13 protein-coding genes are annotated in these 16,107 nt (G+C 70.4%); 11 read left to right on the top strand and 2 right to left on the bottom strand.

What is annotated here, in order from left to right; all coding sequences use genetic code 11:
* Positions 1 to 220 precede the first annotated feature (220 nt).
* Positions 221 to 664 (bottom strand): SRPBCC family protein, encoded by a 444-nt coding sequence (locus OG580_RS29730; RefSeq protein WP_267046721.1) that lies wholly within the window; start codon positions 662 to 664, stop codon positions 221 to 223.
* Positions 665 to 833: 169 nt separating this feature from the next.
* On the opposite strand from OG580_RS29730, the gene OG580_RS29725 reads away from it, so the two are divergent.
* The 4 genes from OG580_RS29725 (at position 834) to OG580_RS29710 (ending at position 5,782) form a co-directional block, all read left to right on the top strand.
* Entirely contained in the window at positions 834 to 1,865 is a 1,032-nt protein-coding gene (locus OG580_RS29725; RefSeq protein ID WP_267046720.1) for an Rv2578c family radical SAM protein, read from the top strand.
* Between the two features lie 247 nt (positions 1,866 to 2,112).
* Positions 2,113 to 3,789 carry an alpha/beta hydrolase gene (locus tag OG580_RS29720; RefSeq protein ID WP_267046719.1) on the top strand — a complete coding sequence of 559 codons (1,677 nt, stop codon included), beginning with the start codon at positions 2,113 to 2,115 and terminating at the stop codon, positions 3,787 to 3,789.
* Between the two features lie 111 nt (positions 3,790 to 3,900).
* Positions 3,901 to 4,371, top strand: coding sequence for a RidA family protein (locus tag OG580_RS29715; protein ID WP_267046718.1), 471 nt, complete (start codon positions 3,901 to 3,903; stop codon positions 4,369 to 4,371).
* 142 nt (positions 4,372 to 4,513) lie between these two features.
* Positions 4,514 to 5,782, top strand: a complete 1,269-nt coding sequence (locus OG580_RS29710; RefSeq protein ID WP_267046717.1) for an MFS transporter — start codon at positions 4,514 to 4,516, stop codon at positions 5,780 to 5,782.
* On the opposite strand, the gene OG580_RS29705 is transcribed toward OG580_RS29710, so the two are convergent.
* On the bottom strand, positions 5,753 to 6,355 hold the full coding sequence (locus OG580_RS29705; RefSeq protein ID WP_267046716.1) for a HEAT repeat domain-containing protein: 603 nt from the start codon (positions 6,353 to 6,355) through the stop codon (positions 5,753 to 5,755). The genes OG580_RS29710 and OG580_RS29705 overlap by 30 nt on opposite strands.
* Positions 6,356 to 6,722: 367 nt before the next feature.
* Here OG580_RS29705 and OG580_RS29700 point away from each other — a divergent pair, with 367 nt between their 5' ends.
* From OG580_RS29700 to OG580_RS29670, 7 genes are all read left to right on the top strand, one after another.
* A complete protein-coding gene (locus OG580_RS29700) occupies positions 6,723 to 8,504 on the top strand; it encodes a 3-hydroxyacyl-CoA dehydrogenase family protein (protein WP_267046715.1) in 1,782 nt (593 codons plus the stop codon).
* Positions 8,505 to 8,619: 115 nt separating this feature from the next.
* Positions 8,620 to 9,438, top strand: a complete 819-nt coding sequence (locus OG580_RS29695) for a TetR family transcriptional regulator (RefSeq protein WP_267046714.1) — start codon at positions 8,620 to 8,622, stop codon at positions 9,436 to 9,438.
* Positions 9,439 to 9,858: 420 nt separating this feature from the next.
* Positions 9,859 to 11,196, top strand: a complete 1,338-nt coding sequence (ccrA, locus tag OG580_RS29690; protein ID WP_267046713.1) for a crotonyl-CoA carboxylase/reductase — start codon at positions 9,859 to 9,861, stop codon at positions 11,194 to 11,196.
* A gap of 14 nt (positions 11,197 to 11,210) precedes the next feature.
* Positions 11,211 to 13,238 (top strand): protein meaA, encoded by a 2,028-nt coding sequence (locus OG580_RS29685; protein WP_267046712.1) that lies wholly within the window; start codon positions 11,211 to 11,213, stop codon positions 13,236 to 13,238.
* Complete coding sequence (locus tag OG580_RS29680) at positions 13,235 to 14,200, top strand: CoA ester lyase (RefSeq protein ID WP_267046711.1); 966 nt, start codon at positions 13,235 to 13,237, stop codon at positions 14,198 to 14,200. Before OG580_RS29685 ends, OG580_RS29680 begins: the two co-directional genes overlap by 4 nt.
* 5 nt (positions 14,201 to 14,205) lie before the next feature.
* Positions 14,206 to 14,730 (top strand): MaoC family dehydratase, encoded by a 525-nt coding sequence (locus OG580_RS29675; RefSeq protein ID WP_267046710.1) that lies wholly within the window; start codon positions 14,206 to 14,208, stop codon positions 14,728 to 14,730.
* A 2-nt stretch (positions 14,731 to 14,732) separates the two neighbouring features.
* Positions 14,733 to 15,938, top strand: a complete 1,206-nt coding sequence (locus OG580_RS29670) for an acyl-CoA dehydrogenase family protein (protein ID WP_267046709.1) — start codon at positions 14,733 to 14,735, stop codon at positions 15,936 to 15,938.
* Positions 15,939 to 16,107 lie beyond the last annotated feature (169 nt).

Below are 16,107 nucleotides of genomic sequence, written 5' to 3'. Positions count from 1 at the left end.
GCCGCGCCATTCTTCGCATTGCGCGCGAAGCGGGAGCAAGTCGGGCGGTACGGAAGGCCGGTGGCGGTCAGGGGCGTCCCGCGCGGTGAACGACCCGGCGGCACGGCGCACTTGGGTCGCTCATCAGCGCGTTTACGAGGAAGCCCGCGCCCCCTCGGTGCGCGGGGGCTCCGGTACGGGGGTGCGGGCGAACCACTCGAATCGGTGAACGCTCAGGGCGTTACTTCTCGACCTCGTCCGCCAGCTTGGCGAGTACGGCGTCGTAGATCCGGCCGAGACCCTTGGGCGCGAAGGTCCGCTCGAAGAAGCCTCCGATGCCGCCGGCGCCGTCCCAGACACTGGTGACGACGGCGCGGGACTTGCCCTCGCCGGCGGGGGTCACGGTCCAGGTGGTGACCATGGAGGAGTTGCGGTCCTTCTCGACGAGCTGTCCGTCGGTCGGCTCGGTGACCTCCAGGAGGCAGTCACGGACGCGCTTGCTGGTGGCCTGCAGCTTCCAGTGGACGAGGGTGCCCTCGCCGTCGCCGCCCTCACGCACCTCGTACTCGCTGAAGTGCTCGGGGAGCACCTTCGCACGCGTACCGCTGTAGTCCGCCAGCGCGTCGAACACCGTCTCCGCGTCCGCGGCGATGATCCGTTCCGTCGTGGCCTCGACCTGCGCCATTGACTTCCTCCAGCTTGTGGTTCCTCGGGGGTGTGGGCCAAGCGAACCACGCGGGGTCCGGGGCGCGAAATCCGGGTTGCGGTGATCAAGGGAACAGGTGTTCTATTCTGGGCGCAGGGTGGAGTCAGAGACGAGACAGAGCGACCGCAGAGCAACCGAGGAGACGTCCGTGCGCTGGGACAATCTGGGCGACAACCCGACCGCCCCCGCCGACATCGGCCTGTTCGGTACGGACGCGGTGACCACCCGCACCTTCGACGTCCCGGAGTTCCGCGGCATCACGTTCCACGAGGTGCGGGCCCGCTCGATCCTCAACCGGGTCCCCGGCGCCTCCCGGATGCCGTTCGAGTGGACGGTCAACCCGTACCGAGGCTGCACGCACGCGTGCGTCTACTGTTTTGCCCGCAAGACCCACAGCTATCTGGACCTCGACACCGGCCTCGGCTTCGACTCGCAGATCGTCGTCAAGGTCAACGCGCCGGAGGTGCTGGCGCGCCAGCTCGCCTCCCCCCGCTGGCAGGGCGCCCACATCGCGATGGGCACCAACGTCGACTGCTACCAGCGCGCGGAGGGCCGCTACCGCCTGATGCCGGGCATCCTCACCGCCTTGCGCGACCGGGCCAACCCCTTCTCGATCCTCACCAAGGGCACCCTGCTCCTCCGCGACCTGGAGCTGCTCACCCAGGCCGCCCGGGTCACCGAGGTCGGCATCTCCGTCTCCGTCGGCTTCACCGACCGGGAGCTGTGGCGCACGATCGAACCCGGCACCCCGTCCCCGGAGCGCCGCCTCGACGTGGTCCGCACCCTCGGCGAGCACGGCATCGACTGCGGGGTCCTGATGGCCCCCGTCGTGCCCTTCCTCGGCGACCGGCCCGAACAGCTGCGCGCGACGGTCCGCGCGGTCGCCGAGGCCGGGGCGAGTTCGGTCACCCCCCTCGTCCTCCATCTGCGGCCGGGCGCCCGCGAGTGGTTCATGCAGTGGCTGCGGCAGCACCACCCCGGCCTGGTCGGGCGGTACGAGCGGATGTACGCGGACGGGGCCTACGCGCCGACCTGGTACCAACGCCGGATCACCCGTCAGGTCCACGAGCTGGCCGCCGAGTTCGGCATCGGCCCCGCCCACCGGGGCGCGACGCGCCGGATCCCCGTACCGGAGGAGCCCGCCCTCGCGGCCACCCCCGAGCAGCTCACGCTCCTCTGACGCACCCTCGGACCTGACGCGCCCCCGGACCTGACGTACCCCGGACCTGGCGGCCGCGCCGGCGCCCCTCCGACCGCTCCGGCCCCTCCAACCCTCCCGACTCCTCCGGCTCCTCCGACTCCTCCGGCTGCTCCGACTCCTCCGATCATCAGCCCGGTCACCTGACACGCCGTCGGATCATCCTCTGTTCGGGTCAACTCTCGCCGAAACAGGTCCCTCCCCGGCCCGTTCGGGGCACGGACGCCCTATGACCCCACGCGCAGGAATGCTGATCGCCGCAGGAGCGCTGGTCGCCGGGACCGTCACCGTCCTGCCCGCCACCACCGCGGGCGCCGGTGAACCCACCCCCCGGCCGCTCCCCCCGCTCGCCTGGACCGGCTGCGCCACCCAGGCGTACCCGAAGCTCCAGTGCGCCACCCTGAAGGTGCCGCTCAACCACGACGATCCGGCCGGGCGGAGCATCACGCTCGCCCTCACCCAGGTCCCGCACACCGCGAAGACCTTCCAGGGGCCGCTGCTCGTGAACCCGGGCGGGCCCGGCGGCAGCGGGCGCACGATGGCCGGATACGTGGCGGCCTCGCTGCCCCCGAAGGTGGCCGCCGAGTACGACGTGATCGGCTTCGACCCGCGCGGGGTCGGCAGGAGCGAACCCGCGCTCGACTGCCTGCCGGGCCACTTCGCGCCGGTGCGCCCCGACTCGGTGCCGAGCGACGCCGACGGCGAGCGGACGGCGGTCGAGCGCGCCCAGACCTTCGCCGCGGCCTGCGGCGAGAAGTACGCGGACGTCCTGCCGTACATCGACACCGTGAGCACCGCCCGGGACCTGGACGCGATCCGCCACGCGCTGGGCGCACCGAAGGTCAACTACCTCGGCTACTCGTACGGCACCTACCTGGGCGCGGTGTACGCGCGGCTGTACCCGGACCGGGTGCGACGCATGGCGCTCGACTCCGTCGTCAACCCGCACGGGGTCTGGTACGAGGACAACATCGCGCAGGACTACGCCTTCGACACCCGCCACAAGGACTTCATGGCCTGGGTGGCCCGGCAGGACGCCGTCTACAAGCTGGGCACCGATCCGGCGGCGGTGGAGGCCGCCTGGTACCGGATGCGCGACGCGCTGCGCGCGGCCCCGGCCGGCGGGAAGGTCGGACCGGGCGAGCTGGAGGACACCTTCCTGCCCGGCGGCTACTACAACGGGTACTGGCCCCGCCTCGCGACCGCCTTCTCCTCGTACGTCAACGACGGCGACGCGGCGCCCCTCACGGAGGCGTACGAGAGGTACGGGGAGGCCGACGCCTCGGCCGACAACGGCTACTCGGTCTACACGAGCGTGCAGTGCCGGGACGCGGCCTGGCCCCGCGACTGGAGCGTCTGGCGCAAGGACAGCTGGGACGTCCACGCCAAGGCACCCTTCTCGACCTGGAACAACGCCTGGTACAACGCGCCCTGCGCCTTCTGGCCCGTGCCGTCCCTGACCCCGCCGGACGTCACCAACGACCAGCTGCCGCCGGTCCTGATCCTCCAGGCGACGGACGACGCGGCGACCCCGTACGAGGGCGGCGTGGCCCTGCACCGGCTGGTGCGCGGCTCCAGCCTGGTCGTCGAGGAGGGCGGCGGGAACCACGGCGTGACCCTCGGCGGGAACGACTGCCTCGACGACCACCTGGCCACCTATCTCGCCACCGGCAAGGTGCCGCGCGGCAAGGACGGGGCCGAGGTGGACGCGGTCTGCGAGGCGCTCCCCGAGCCGGTGCCCGATCCCATCGCCCCGGCCGCCGAGAAGGCCACGGGGAAGGCGACCGAGAAGTCGACCGAGAAGGCCGCGGAGAAGGCGGCCGAGGGGTCGGGCAAGCGGGTCGGCGCCCTGCGGGCGGAGGCGACCGGCGTCACCCTCCACGGCCTCCTCGGCCACGTGCGCTGACGGCGACCACGGCCGCCACACCGACCGGAAGTGCCCGCGCCCCCCGGCCTGATCGGCACGACAGCCCCGGGGGCGCGGGCACTGTCAGTGGCGTGCGCGAGGATGTGGGACATGACGAACCACCTCACCCACATCCCCGCCCCCGACGGGCTCGCGCCCAGCCCCCAGTACAGCCACGTCGTCTGGGGGTCGGGCCGTTTCGTCGCGATATCCGGGCAGTGCGCGTTCGATGCCTCCGGCGCGGTGGTCGGCGAGGGTGACGCGGTCGCGCAGGCCCACCAGGTCTTCGCCAACCTGGAGCGCTGCCTCGCCGCGGCCGGCGCGGGTTTCGGGGACGTCGTGAAGCTGACCTACTTCGTCACGGACGTCGCCCACCTCCCGGCGGTGCGGGACGCCCGGGACGCGTACTTCGCGGGGGCGCCGCTCCCGGCGAGCTCGGCGCTGCAGGTGTCGGCGCTGGTCCGGCCGGAACTCCTCGTGGAGATCGAGGCCTTCGCCCTCGTCCCCGAGGCGGGGGAGACCGGCGGCTCCGGGGCGACGGCGACCGACGGCTCCGGGGCGGATCTTCGTTTGCTAAGTTGACGCGCGTGTTCCTCCTCTGTGCGTAGACGTCGGCGACCTGACGACCGTGCCCGCCCGGCACGGTGTCCCGCCGACCCCGCACACTTCGGCGCCGCAGGCCCATGCCCGGCGCCCTTTTCGAGGAACTCCGAGGTACGTCGCCATGTCCGCGACCTCCCCTGCCCACTCCCCCGCGCCCACGTACGCGGCGGTGCTGAGAACTCCGCACGCACGCCGCACCTTCGGGGCGGCGCTCCTGGGCCGGCTCTCCAACGGGACGGCCCCGTTCTCCCTGATCCTCTCCGTCAAGGGGAGCACCGGCTCGTACGCCGTGGCCGGCACGGTCATGGCCGCGCTCGGGGTCACCAGCGTCCTGCTGTCGCCCGCGCGTGCCGCCCTGGTCGACCGGTTCGGGCCGCGCCGGATCCTGCCCCCGCTGGCCGCCGGGTACGCGCTGCTGCTCACGGCGCTCGCGGTGGCGACGGCCACGAGCGGAACGTCGGCACTCGCGCTCGTGTTGCTCACCGCGGCGACGGGCACGCTGACCCCGCCGCTCGGCCCGGTGATGCGGGCCCTGTTGAGCGAGATGCTGTCCGACCGGGACCTGCTGCGGCGCGCGTACAGCCTGGACACGGTGGCCGAGGAGATCCTCTTCGTCTCGGGCCCGTTGCTGGTGGGGCTGATCGTCGGGTACGCGTCGGCGCCGGCCGGGCTCGCGGTGAGCGCCGGACTCGTCCTCGTCGGCACGCTCGCCCTCGTCACGTCTCCGGTGGCGCGGAGCGGAAAGCGGAAGCCGACGTCCCCGACCTCAGAGGACGAGACAGCCGAGGAGACGGGGGCAACGCAGGGCGCCGGCGTGCTGCGCGCGGTGGTCGTCGCGGCGGCGATGGGCGCGTGTCTGGGCGCCGTGGACCTGCTGGTGATCGCGTTCGCGGACGAGCACCGGCTGCCCGGGGCCGTGCCGTGGGCTTTGGCCGCGCTCTCGGCGGGCAGCGCGGTCGGCGGTCTGGTGTACGGCGCCGTGGACTGGCGGATGCCCACCGCCGTACGGCTGTCGCTGCTCACGCTCGGGCTCGGCTCGGTCCTGGCGGTCGCGGGGCTCTCCCCGCATCCGTACGTCCTGATCGGCTGGGTGGCGCTCGGCGGACTGTTCCTGGCGCCCGCGCTCACGAGCGCCTATCTGCTGGCGGACGAGTTCGCCGGGCCGGGGCGGCGCACTCAGGCCGGCGCCTGGGTGAATACGGCGTTCAACGCGGGCGCGACGGGGGCGACGGGAGCTGCGGGCCTGCTGGTGGGCACCCTGCCGCCGGCGGTGTGCTTCGCGCTCGCGGCGCTTCCGGCGGTCGGTACGGCCGTCGGCACCCTGGTCCCGGCCGTCTCCTGGCGGCGCCCGCGCCCGAGGTCAGTGGCCGGTGCCGAGCCGGCTCAGTGAGTCCTCGGCCGCGCGGCCGAGCCGGGGGTGCGGCAGCGCGGCCTCCAGGGCGGGGCGGGCCCGGGGGTCGCCGAGGGCGCCGAGCCCCTCGACGCAGGCGAGCCCGACCCGCCAGTGCGGGTCGTCGGCCGGAAGCCGCCGCCCGAGCACGGTGATCAGGGCCGGTACGGACTCGGGGGCGCGGAGTGCGGCGAGCAGCCGGACCGGCAGGAGGGCGTAGGCGACCCGGAGTTCGTTGGTGGCGAGGGTGGCGGCCGCGCGGGCGGTCCGCGGGTCGCCGAGCCGGACGAGGGCGTGGGCGGCGGTGACGCAGCGCTCGGGGTCGCGGTGGTTGAGGAGGAGGACGAGCGCCTCGAAGGCGCGCGGGTCGCCCGCGAGTCCGAGTTTGAAGGCGGCGATCTCGCGGGCCCAGAGCGGCTGTCCGGGCGCGGTGAGGACCTGGTGGAGTTCCTCCGGGTCCTCGGTCCCGGCGAGTTCGCCGAATGCCGCCGGGACGTCTCCGGAGTCATTCTCGATCTCTTCCCGCAATCGATCGATCATCGAGCAGAATTCCGGGTCCTCGGCGATTTCCATGATTCCGACCCTATCCGCGATCCAGATCACATCTTCCTCAACTTCCCGGGACTGGCGCGCTCGTTACCGGCCGGTTAGTCTCAGGTGAGCGGGTAACCCCCGCACTCCTCACAACGGCCTGGTGACGCAGCCGTCGTGAGCGTTTCGTCGGTTCGGCAGTTTCGATGTGACTCCGGGACAGAGTCCGTCGCCCCTTTCCCAGGGCCCGCCCTTCTTCCGGGGCATCGCCCTCCTCGTAGGGCAGCCCCTATTTCCGGGCATCGCCCTCCTTCTTTCCGCGCCCCTTTTCGCGCGCGCACTGCCCTCACGTGCACGGCCCTCACGCGCACGGCCCTCAGTCGTCACTCTTCCTCCCTGGAGTCCCCTGATGGACACCCCTCTCTCCACCATCGCCGTCGTCGGTCTCGGCACGATGGGCACCGGCATCGCCGACGTCCTCGCCCGGGCCGGCCGCGAGGTCATCGGCATCGACATCGACGACACCGCCGCCGCCCGGGCCGTCGCCGCCCTGGAGGCCTCCACCGCCCGTGCCGTGGCCCGTGAGCGGATCACCGAGGAGGAGCGCCAGGACGTCCTGGCCCGCTTCCGCACCTTCTCCGACCTGCAGGCGGCCGCCGAGGCCGACCTCGTGATCGAGGTCGTGCCCGAGTCGTACGAGGCGAAGCAGGAGGTCTTCCGGGCGCTCGACGGGATCGTCCGGCCCGACGCGATCGTGGCCACCGGCACCAACGCGCTCTCCGTCACCCGGCTCGCCGCCGACTCGGCCCACCCGGAGCGGGTGCTCGGCCTCCACTTCTTCGCCCCCGTGCAGGCGATGAAGCTGGTCGAGGTGGTCTCCTCCGTGCTGACCGACCCGCGGGCCGTCGACGCCGTCACCCGGCTCGCCGAGGACCTCGGCAAGGAGCCGGTGGCGGTGGGCGACCGGGCCGGCTTCATCGCGGACGGGCTGCTCTTCGGCTACCTGAACCAGGCCGCCGCCATGTACGAGGCGAAGTACGCCTCCCGCGAGGACATCGACGCGGCCATGAAGCTGGGCTGCGGCCTGCCGATGGGCCCGCTGGCGCTGCTCGACCTGATCGGCGTCGACACGGCCCGTACGGTCCTGGAGGCCATGTACACCTCCTCGCACGACCGGCTGCACGCCCCCGCCCCGATCCTCAAGCAGCTCAGCGAGGCCGGGCTGACCGGCCGCAAGGCGGGCCGCGGGTTCTACACGTACGAGGCGCCGGGCTCCGGCGAGGTGGTGCGGGACGCGCTCACCCCGCAGGCCTCCGCCGACGACGCCACCGGCCGCGAGGTCCGCTCGGTCGGCGTCGCGGGCTCGGGCACCATGGCCTCGGGCATCGCCGAGGTCTTCGCCAAGGCCGGGTACGCGGTCGTCCTCGCCGCCCGCTCGCAGGAGAAGGCGGACACGGCCAAGGCCCGGATCGCCAAGTCCCTGGCCCGCTCCGTCGACAAGGGCCGGATGACGGCCGAGGCCCGCGACACCACGCTGGCCCTGATCACCCCGGCGGGCACGCTCGACGCCTTCGCCGAGGTCGACCTGGCCGTCGAGGCCGTCGCCGAGGACCTGGAGGTCAAGCAGGAGCTGTTCGCGCGGCTCGACAAGATCTGCAAGCCGGGCGCGGTGCTCGCCACCACGACGTCCTCGCTGCCGGTCGTGGCCTGTGCCCGCGCCACCACGCGCCCGCAGGACGTCATCGGAATGCACTTCTTCAACCCGGCGCCGGCGATGAAGCTGGTCGAGATCGTCCGTACGGTCCTGACGGCCGACGACGTCCACGCGACGGTCCGCGAGGTCACCGCGAAGATCCGCAAGCACCCGGTGGACTGCGGCGACCGCGCCGGCTTCATCGTGAACGCGTTGCTCTTCCCGTACCTGAACAACGCGATCAAGATGGTCCAGGACCACTACGCGACCCTCGACGACATCGACGCCGCGATGAAGCTGGGCGGCGGCTACCCGATGGGCCCGTTCGAGCTGCTCGACGTGGTCGGTCTGGACGTCTCGCTCGCGATCGAGCAGGTGCTGCACCGCGAGTTCCGCGACCCGGGCCTCGCCCCGGCCCCGCTCCTGGAGCACCTGGTGGCGGCCGGCTGCCTGGGACGCAAGACGGGTCGCGGCTTCCGCGAATATGCCCGACGCTGAGTCCCGCCCCGCGGGCTGGGGCGGTCTCCTGAGCTCCCCGGGCGCCTCCGGTGCCCTGGGGAGCTCCCCGCCCCCACCTGGGCACACTCCCGCTCCGATGCAGTACGTTCGGACCATGCCCAAGGCCGCGAAGACACCCCGTGCCACGTCCCCGTCCGACGCTCCGGAGAGCGCGGCGGGCACCCGTGCCGCCGCTCAGCGGCTCAAGATGCGCCGGGAGCTGGCGACGGCGGCGATGGAGCTCTTCGCCACCAAGGGGTACGAGGCGACGACGGTCGACGAGATCGCGGCCACGGCCGGGGTCGCCCGGCGGACCTTCTTCCGCCACTTCCGCTCCAAGGAAGAGGCGATCTTCCCTGATCACGACGACACGCTGGTGCGTGCGGAGGCGGTGCTGAACGCCGCCCCGCCGCACGAGCACCCGCTCGACACGGTGTGCCGGGGCATCAAGGAAGTCATGAAGATGTACGCGGGCTCCCCCGCCGTCTCCGTGGAGCGCTACCGGCTGACCCGTGAGGTGCCGACCCTGCGGGAGCGCGAGATCGCCTCGGTGGCCCGCTACGAGCGGCTGTTCACCCGCTACCTCCTCGGCCACTTCGACGAGCGCGACCACCACGACGGCAACGACGACCCGCTGCTCGCGGAGGTGGCCGCCTCGGCGGTCGTCACCGCGCACAACCACGTGCTGCGCCGCTGGCTGCGGGCCGGCGGCCAGGGCGACGTGGAGGCCCAGCTCGACCACGCCTTCGCGATCGTCCGGGAGACCTTCGGCACCGGCATAGGCGCGGGCCGGACGGCCCCCTCCCCGCAGGCCGAGCAGGCGCCGGCCGCCAGGGTCTCCACCACCGGCGACGTGGTGGTCGCCGTGGCCCGTACGGACGCCCCTCTCGACGAGGTCATGCGCACCATCCAGGCGGCCCTCAAGAACCCCTGAGGCCCCCCTCACGCCCCCTGAAGACCGCTCCAAGACGACGGCCGCCCCCGGTTTCCGGGGGCGGCCGTCCTCGTATCGTCCCAGTTCAGGGCAGTTTTCGATCGATCATCGCTCATCCGTGACGAGCAGATTGCATCTGAGTGAAATTGTTGGCACGCAGTGCCTTGTCAGGTGACACGGCGTGCCATACGTTGATGTTGTCCGGGCGGCCGGCGAGCAGAGATCACCTCGTTCGTCGGCTGTCCCCACAAGCCACCGGCTCGTGCGCCCGGACGCCTGCGTCACAGGCACCCTCGCGCCCACCCGCGCCGCGCCACCGCACCACCCGAGCCGAACCGACGGCACACCTCCACAGCAGCAGCACTCCCCGTCGTAACCCTCAGGCGTCCTCCCTCGGACGCTCACCGCCGGAGGCAACCCGTGAAGGAAATCCTGGCCGCGATCCAGTCGCCGGACGCCACGTCCGCCGACTTCGCGAACATCCCGCTCCCCGAGTCGTACCGGGGCATCACCGTCCACAAGGACGAGGCCGAGATGTTCGCCGGGCTCGCCAGCCGCGACAAGGATCCGCGCAAGTCGCTGCACCTCGACGACGTGCCCCTGCCCGAGCTCGGCCCGGGCGAGGCGCTGGTCGCCGTCATGGCCTCCTCGGTCAACTACAACTCGGTCTGGACCTCGATCTTCGAGCCCGTGTCGACCTTCGGCTTCCTGGAGCGCTACGGCCGCCTCAGCGACCTCAGCAAGCGCCACGACCTGCCGTACCACGTCATCGGCTCCGACCTCGCGGGCGTCGTGCTGCGCACCGGCCCCGGCGTGAACTCGTGGAAGCCCGGCGACGAGGTCGTCGCGCACTGCCTCTCGGTCGAGCTGGAGTCCTCCGACGGCCACAACGACACGATGCTCGACCCCGAGCAGCGCATCTGGGGCTTCGAGACCAACTTCGGCGGCCTGGCCGAGATCGCCCTCGTCAAGTCCAACCAGCTGATGCCGAAGCCCGGCCACCTCAGCTGGGAGGAGGCGGCCTCCCCCGGTCTCGTCAACTCCACCGCCTACCGCCAGCTGGTCTCCCGCAACGGCGCCGGCATGAAGCAGGGCGACAACGTCCTCATCTGGGGCGCGAGCGGCGGTCTCGGCTCGTACGCCACGCAGTTCGCCCTCGCCGGCGGCGCCAACCCGATCTGCGTCGTCTCCTCCCCGGAGAAGGCCGACATCTGCCGCGCGATGGGCGCCGAGGCGGTCATCGACCGCAACGCCGAGGGCTACAAGTTCTGGAAGGACGAGCACACCCAGGACCCGAAGGAGTGGAAGCGCTTCGGCAAGCGCATCCGCGAGCTCACCGGCGGCGAGGACATCGACATCGTCTTCGAGCACCCCGGCCGCGAGACCTTCGGCGCGAGCGTCTACGTCACCCGCAAGGGCGGCACCATCACCACCTGCGCCTCCACCTCGGGCTACATGCACGAGTACGACAACCGCTACCTGTGGATGTCACTCAAGCGGATCATCGGCTCGCACTTCGCCAACTACCGCGAGGCGTGGGAGGCGAACCGACTGGTCGCCAAGGGCAAGATCCACCCGACCCTGTCGAAGGTCTACTCCCTCGAGGAGACCGGCCAGGCGGCCTACGACGTCCACCGCAACCTGCACCAGGGCAAGGTCGGCGTCCTCGCGCTCGCTCCGCAGGAGGGTCTGGGCGTCAGCAACCCGGAACTCCGCGAGAAGCACATCGACGCCATCAACCGTTTCCGCAACATCTGAGCCCGGGACCATAGATGACTGAGCGCCAGAAGGACCGGCCGTGGCTCATGCGGACCTACGCCGGTCACTCGACCGCCGAGGCGTCCAACGAGCTGTACCGACGCAACCTCGCCAAGGGTCAGACCGGCCTCTCGGTCGCGTTCGACCTGCCGACGCAGACGGGCTACGACCCCGACCACATCCTCGCCCGCGGCGAGGTCGGCCGGGTCGGCGTCCCCGTCTCGCACCTCGGTGACATGCGGCGGCTGTTCCAGGACATCCCCCTGGAGCAGATGAACACCTCGATGACCATCAACGCCACGGCGATGTGGCTCCTGGCGCTCTACCAGGTGGCCGCCGAGGAGCAGGGTGCGGACATCACCAAGCTCCAGGGCACCACCCAGAACGACATCGTGAAGGAGTACCTGTCGCGCGGGACGCACGTCTTCCCGCCCGGCCCCTCGCTCCGCCTCACGACGGACATGATCTGCTACACGGTCAACAACATCCCGAAGTGGAACCCGATCAACATCTGCAGCTATCACCTGCAGGAGGCGGGGGCCACTCCGGTCCAGGAGATCTCGTACGCGATGGCCACCGCGATCGCGGTGCTCGACTCGGTCCGCGACTCCGGCCAGATCCCCGAGGACCGGTTCGGCGACGTCGTCGCCCGCATCTCCTTCTTCGTGAACGCGGGCGTCCGCTTCATCGAGGAGATGTGCAAGATGCGCGCCTTCGGCCGCATCTGGGACAAGATCACCCGCGAGCGGTACGGCATCGAGAACGAGAAGCAGCGCCGGTTCCGCTACGGCGTGCAGGTCAACTCGCTCGGCCTGACCGAGGCCCAGCCGGAGAACAACGTCCAGCGCATCGTCCTGGAGATGCTGGCCGTCACCCTCTCCAAGGACGCCCGCGCCCGGGCCGTGCAGCTCCCCGCCTGGAACGAGGCGCTCGGTCTGCCCCGGCCCTGGGACCAGCAGTGGTCGCTCCGTATCCAGCAGGTGCTCGCCCACGAGTCCGACCTGCTGGAGTACGAGGACATCTTCGCCGGCTCGCACGTCATCGAGGCCAAGGTCGACTCGCTCGTCGAGGAGTGCCTGGCCGAGATCGAGCGGATCCAGGAGATGGGCGGCGCGATGGCGGCCGTCGAGTCCGGTTACCTCAAGTCCCAGCTCGTCTCCTCGCACGCCGAGCGGCGCGCCCGGATCGAGTCCGGCGACGACAAGATCATCGGCGTCAACATCTTCCAGTCGACGGAGGAGAACCCCCTCACCGCCGACCTCGACACGGCGATCATGACGGTCGACCCGGCGGTCGAGGCGCGCGTGGTCGGCTCGCTGAAGACCTGGCGGGACAACCGCTACCAGCCGCCGTTCAACCACCCGCGCCCCTGCAAGGCCCTCGAACGCCTCAAGGAGGCCGCCAAGGGCACCGGGAACCTCATGGAGGCCACCCTGGAGTGCGCCCGCGCCGGCGTCACGACCGGCGAGTGGACCGAGGCCCTGCGCGAGGTGTTCGGCGAGTTCCGGGCGCCCACGGGCGTCTCCTCCGCGCCGGTCGCGGTGACCGCCGAGGAGGGCACGCCACTGGCTCTCGTACGGGAGAAGGTGGCGCGGACCGCCGACGAGCTCGGCTCCGGGCGGCTGCGGCTGCTCGTGGGCAAGCCGGGCCTGGACGGGCACTCCAACGGCGCCGAACAGATCGCCGTACGCGCCCGTGACGCCGGTTTCGAGGTGGTCTACCAGGGCATCCGACTGACCCCCGAGCAGATCGTCAACGCGGCCCTCGCCGAGGACGTCCACTGCGTGGGCCTGTCGATCCTCTCCGGCTCGCACTCCGAGCTGGTCCCCGACGTCCTGGACCGTCTCCGGGACGCGGGAGCCACCGACATCCCCGTCATCGTCGGCGGAATCATCCCGAACGCCGACGCCGCAGATCTGAAGCGCGCGGGCGTGGCCGCCGTCTTCACACCGAAGGACTTCGGTATCACGGAGATCATCGGCCGTATCGTCGACGAGATCCGGAAAGCCCACAAGCTCGACCCCCTGGAGGTTCCCGCATGACCAGCCCCGTGAACCGTCTGCGTCCGCGCCGCTCCTGCCTCGCGGTGCCCGGTTCCAACCCGCGCTTCCTTGAGAAGGCCCAGGGCCTCGCCGCGGACCAGGTCTTCCTCGACCTGGAGGACGCCTGCGCGCCGCTGGCCAAGCCCGAGGCACGCCACACCATCGTGAAGTTCCTCAACGAGGGCGACTGGACCGGCAAGACCCGGGTCGTGCGGGTCAACGACTGGACGACCCACTGGACGTACCGGGACGTCGTCACGGTCGTCGAGGGCGCCGGCCAGAACCTCGACTGCATCATGCTGCCGAAGGTCCAGGACGCCCAGCAGATCGTCGCCCTCGACCTGCTGCTCACGCAGATCGAGAAGACGATGGGCTTCGAGGTCGGCAAGATCGGCATCGAGGCGCAGATCGAGAACGCCCAGGGACTCAACAACGTCAACGCGATCGCGCAGGCCTCCCAGCGCGTCGAGACGATCATCTTCGGCCCGGCCGACTTCATGGCCTCGATCAACATGAAGTCGCTGGTCGTGGGCGAGCAGCCGCCCGGCTACCCGGCGGACGCGTACCACTACATCCTGATGAGCATCCTGATGGCCGCCCGCGCCAACAACCTCCAGGCGATCGACGGCCCGTACCTCCAGATCCGCAACCAGGAGGGCTACAAGGCCGTCGCCCAGCGCGCCGCCGCCCTGGGCTTCGACGGCAAGTGGGTGCTGCACCCGGACCAGGTCGCCGCCGCGAACGAGATCTTCTCGCCCTCGCAGGAGGACTTCGACCACGCCGAGCTGATCCTCGACGCGTACGACTACTACACGTCCGAGGCCGGCGGGAAGAAGGGCTCCGCGATGCTCGGCGACGAGATGATCGACGAGGCCTCCCGCAAGATGGCCCTGGTCATCTCCGGCAAGGGCCGCGCCGCCGGCATGCAGCGCACCAGCAAGTTCGAGATCCCGGAGGCCTGAGTCCCATGCAGTTCGGCCGTACCTACGAAGAGTTCGAAGTCGGTGCCGTCTACAAGCACTGGCCCGGAAAGACGGTCACCGAGTACGACGACCATCTCTTCTGTCTGCTGACGATGAACCACCATCCGCTGCACATGGATGTGAATTACGCCGAGAACACGACGGACTTCGGAAAGAACGTCGTCGTCGGCAACTACATCTACTCGCTGCTGCTCGGCATGTCCGTGCCGGACGTCTCCGGCAAGGCCATCGCCAACCTGGAGATCGAGTCGCTGCGGCACGTGGCGCCGACCTTCCACGGCGACACGCTCTACGGCGAGACGACGGTCCTCGACAAGACCCCGTCGAAGTCGAAGAACGACCGCGGCATCGTGTACGTCGAGACCAAGGGCTACAAGCAGGACGGCACCCTCGTGTGCGTCTTCCGCCGCAAGGTGATGGTCCCCACCGAGACGTACATCAAGGAGCGCGGCGGCGAGCAGCCCGGCCGCCCCGAGCTGATCGAGCCCGCCAAGAAGACGGAGAAGTAGCCATGGCCCGACTCGCCCAGACCGCCGGGCTCACGGACGTCCAGCAGGAGATCCTCAAGACCGTCCGGGAGTTCGTCGACAAGGAGATCATCCCGGTCGCGACCGAGCTGGAGCACCGCGACGAGTACCCGCAGCAGATCGTCGACGGACTGAAGGAGCTCGGGCTCTTCGGCCTGATGATTCCCGAGGAGTACGGGGGCCTGGGCGAGTCGCTGCTCACCTACGCGCTGTGCGTGGAGGAGATCGCCCGCGGCTGGATGTCGGTCTCCGGCATCATCAACACGCACTTCATCGTGGCGTACATGCTGAAGCAGCACGGCACCCAGGAGCAGAAGGACTACTTCCTTCCGCGCATGGCGGCCGGCGAGACGCGCGGCGCGTTCTCGATGTCGGAGCCGGGCCTCGGCTCGGACGTGTCCGCCATCACCTCCAAGGCGGTGCGCGACGGCGACGAGTACGTCCTCAACGGCCAGAAGATGTGGCTGACGAACGGCGGAACGTCAACGCTGGTCGCCGTTCTCGTCCGAAGTGACGAAGGACACCCGGAGGGCACCGCCCCCCACAAGTCGATGACGACCTTCCTCGTCGAGAAGGAGCCCGGCTTCGGAGAGGTCCGCCCCGGCCTCACCATTCCCGGGAAGATCGACAAGATGGGCTACAAGGGCGTCGACACGACCGAGCTCATCATGGACGGACTGCGCATTCCGGCCAATCGGGTCCTCGGCGGCACCACCGGCCGCGGGTTTTACCAAATGATGGACGGCGTGGAAGTCGGCCGCGTGAACGTGGCGGCGCGTGGTTGCGGTGTCGCGCAGCGTGCTTTCGAACTGGGTGTCTCTTATGCCCAGCAACGTCACACTTTCGGCAAGGCGATCGCGGAACACCAGGCGATTCAGTTCAAGCTTGCCGAGATGGCTACCAAGGTCGAGGCCGCTCATGCGATGATGGTGAACGCAGCACGCAAAAAGGACTCCGGGGAACGAAACGACCTCGAAGCAGGGATGGCGAAGTACCTCGCCTCCGAATACTGCAAGGAGGTCGTCGAGGATGCCTTCCGCATTCACGGCGGCTACGGGTTCTCCAAGGAGTACGAGATCGAGCGTCTCTACCGTGAGGCGCCGATGCTGCTCATCGGTGAAGGTACCGCCGAGATCCAGAAAATGATCATTGGTCGTCGGCTGCTCGAGGAGTACCGATTCCAGGGTTGATTGTGGCTTTTGAGTCGGTTCGGCCGCGAAGAAGATCACACCCTGTGTTCGTCTTCCGGCCGTCGACTCGGTTCCTGGCTTGCCCAGTTGCGCCCCGCAACCGATAGCATCGCCGGAAAGCCGCCGTCCCCCCGTTGCCAGTGCGGCATCATCCGCTACGAAGGTCATC

It is taken from the genome of Streptomyces sp. NBC_00094 (assembly GCF_026343125.1).
GTDB lineage: Bacteria > Actinomycetota > Actinomycetes > Streptomycetales > Streptomycetaceae > Streptomyces.
Note: the sequence above shows the minus strand (reverse complement) of the source record. Positions and strands in the feature narration are given on the sequence as shown.

Coding starts and splice junctions, on each gene's coding strand:
- OG580_RS29730 (WP_267046721.1), bottom strand. CDS start 664: ATGGCGCAGGTCGAGGCCACGACGGAACGGATCATCGCCGCGGACGCG.
- OG580_RS29720 (WP_267046719.1), top strand. CDS start 2,113: ATGACCCCACGCGCAGGAATGCTGATCGCCGCAGGAGCGCTGGTCGCC.
- OG580_RS29715 (WP_267046718.1), top strand. CDS start 3,901: ATGACGAACCACCTCACCCACATCCCCGCCCCCGACGGGCTCGCGCCC.
- OG580_RS29710 (WP_267046717.1), top strand. CDS start 4,514: ATGTCCGCGACCTCCCCTGCCCACTCCCCCGCGCCCACGTACGCGGCG.
- OG580_RS29705 (WP_267046716.1), bottom strand. CDS start 6,355: ATGGAAATCGCCGAGGACCCGGAATTCTGCTCGATGATCGATCGATTG.
- OG580_RS29700 (WP_267046715.1), top strand. CDS start 6,723: ATGGACACCCCTCTCTCCACCATCGCCGTCGTCGGTCTCGGCACGATG.
- OG580_RS29695 (WP_267046714.1), top strand. CDS start 8,620: ATGCCCAAGGCCGCGAAGACACCCCGTGCCACGTCCCCGTCCGACGCT.
- OG580_RS29685 (WP_267046712.1), top strand. CDS start 11,211: ATGACTGAGCGCCAGAAGGACCGGCCGTGGCTCATGCGGACCTACGCC.
- OG580_RS29680 (WP_267046711.1), top strand. CDS start 13,235: ATGACCAGCCCCGTGAACCGTCTGCGTCCGCGCCGCTCCTGCCTCGCG.
- OG580_RS29675 (WP_267046710.1), top strand. CDS start 14,206: ATGCAGTTCGGCCGTACCTACGAAGAGTTCGAAGTCGGTGCCGTCTAC.
- OG580_RS29670 (WP_267046709.1), top strand. CDS start 14,733: ATGGCCCGACTCGCCCAGACCGCCGGGCTCACGGACGTCCAGCAGGAG.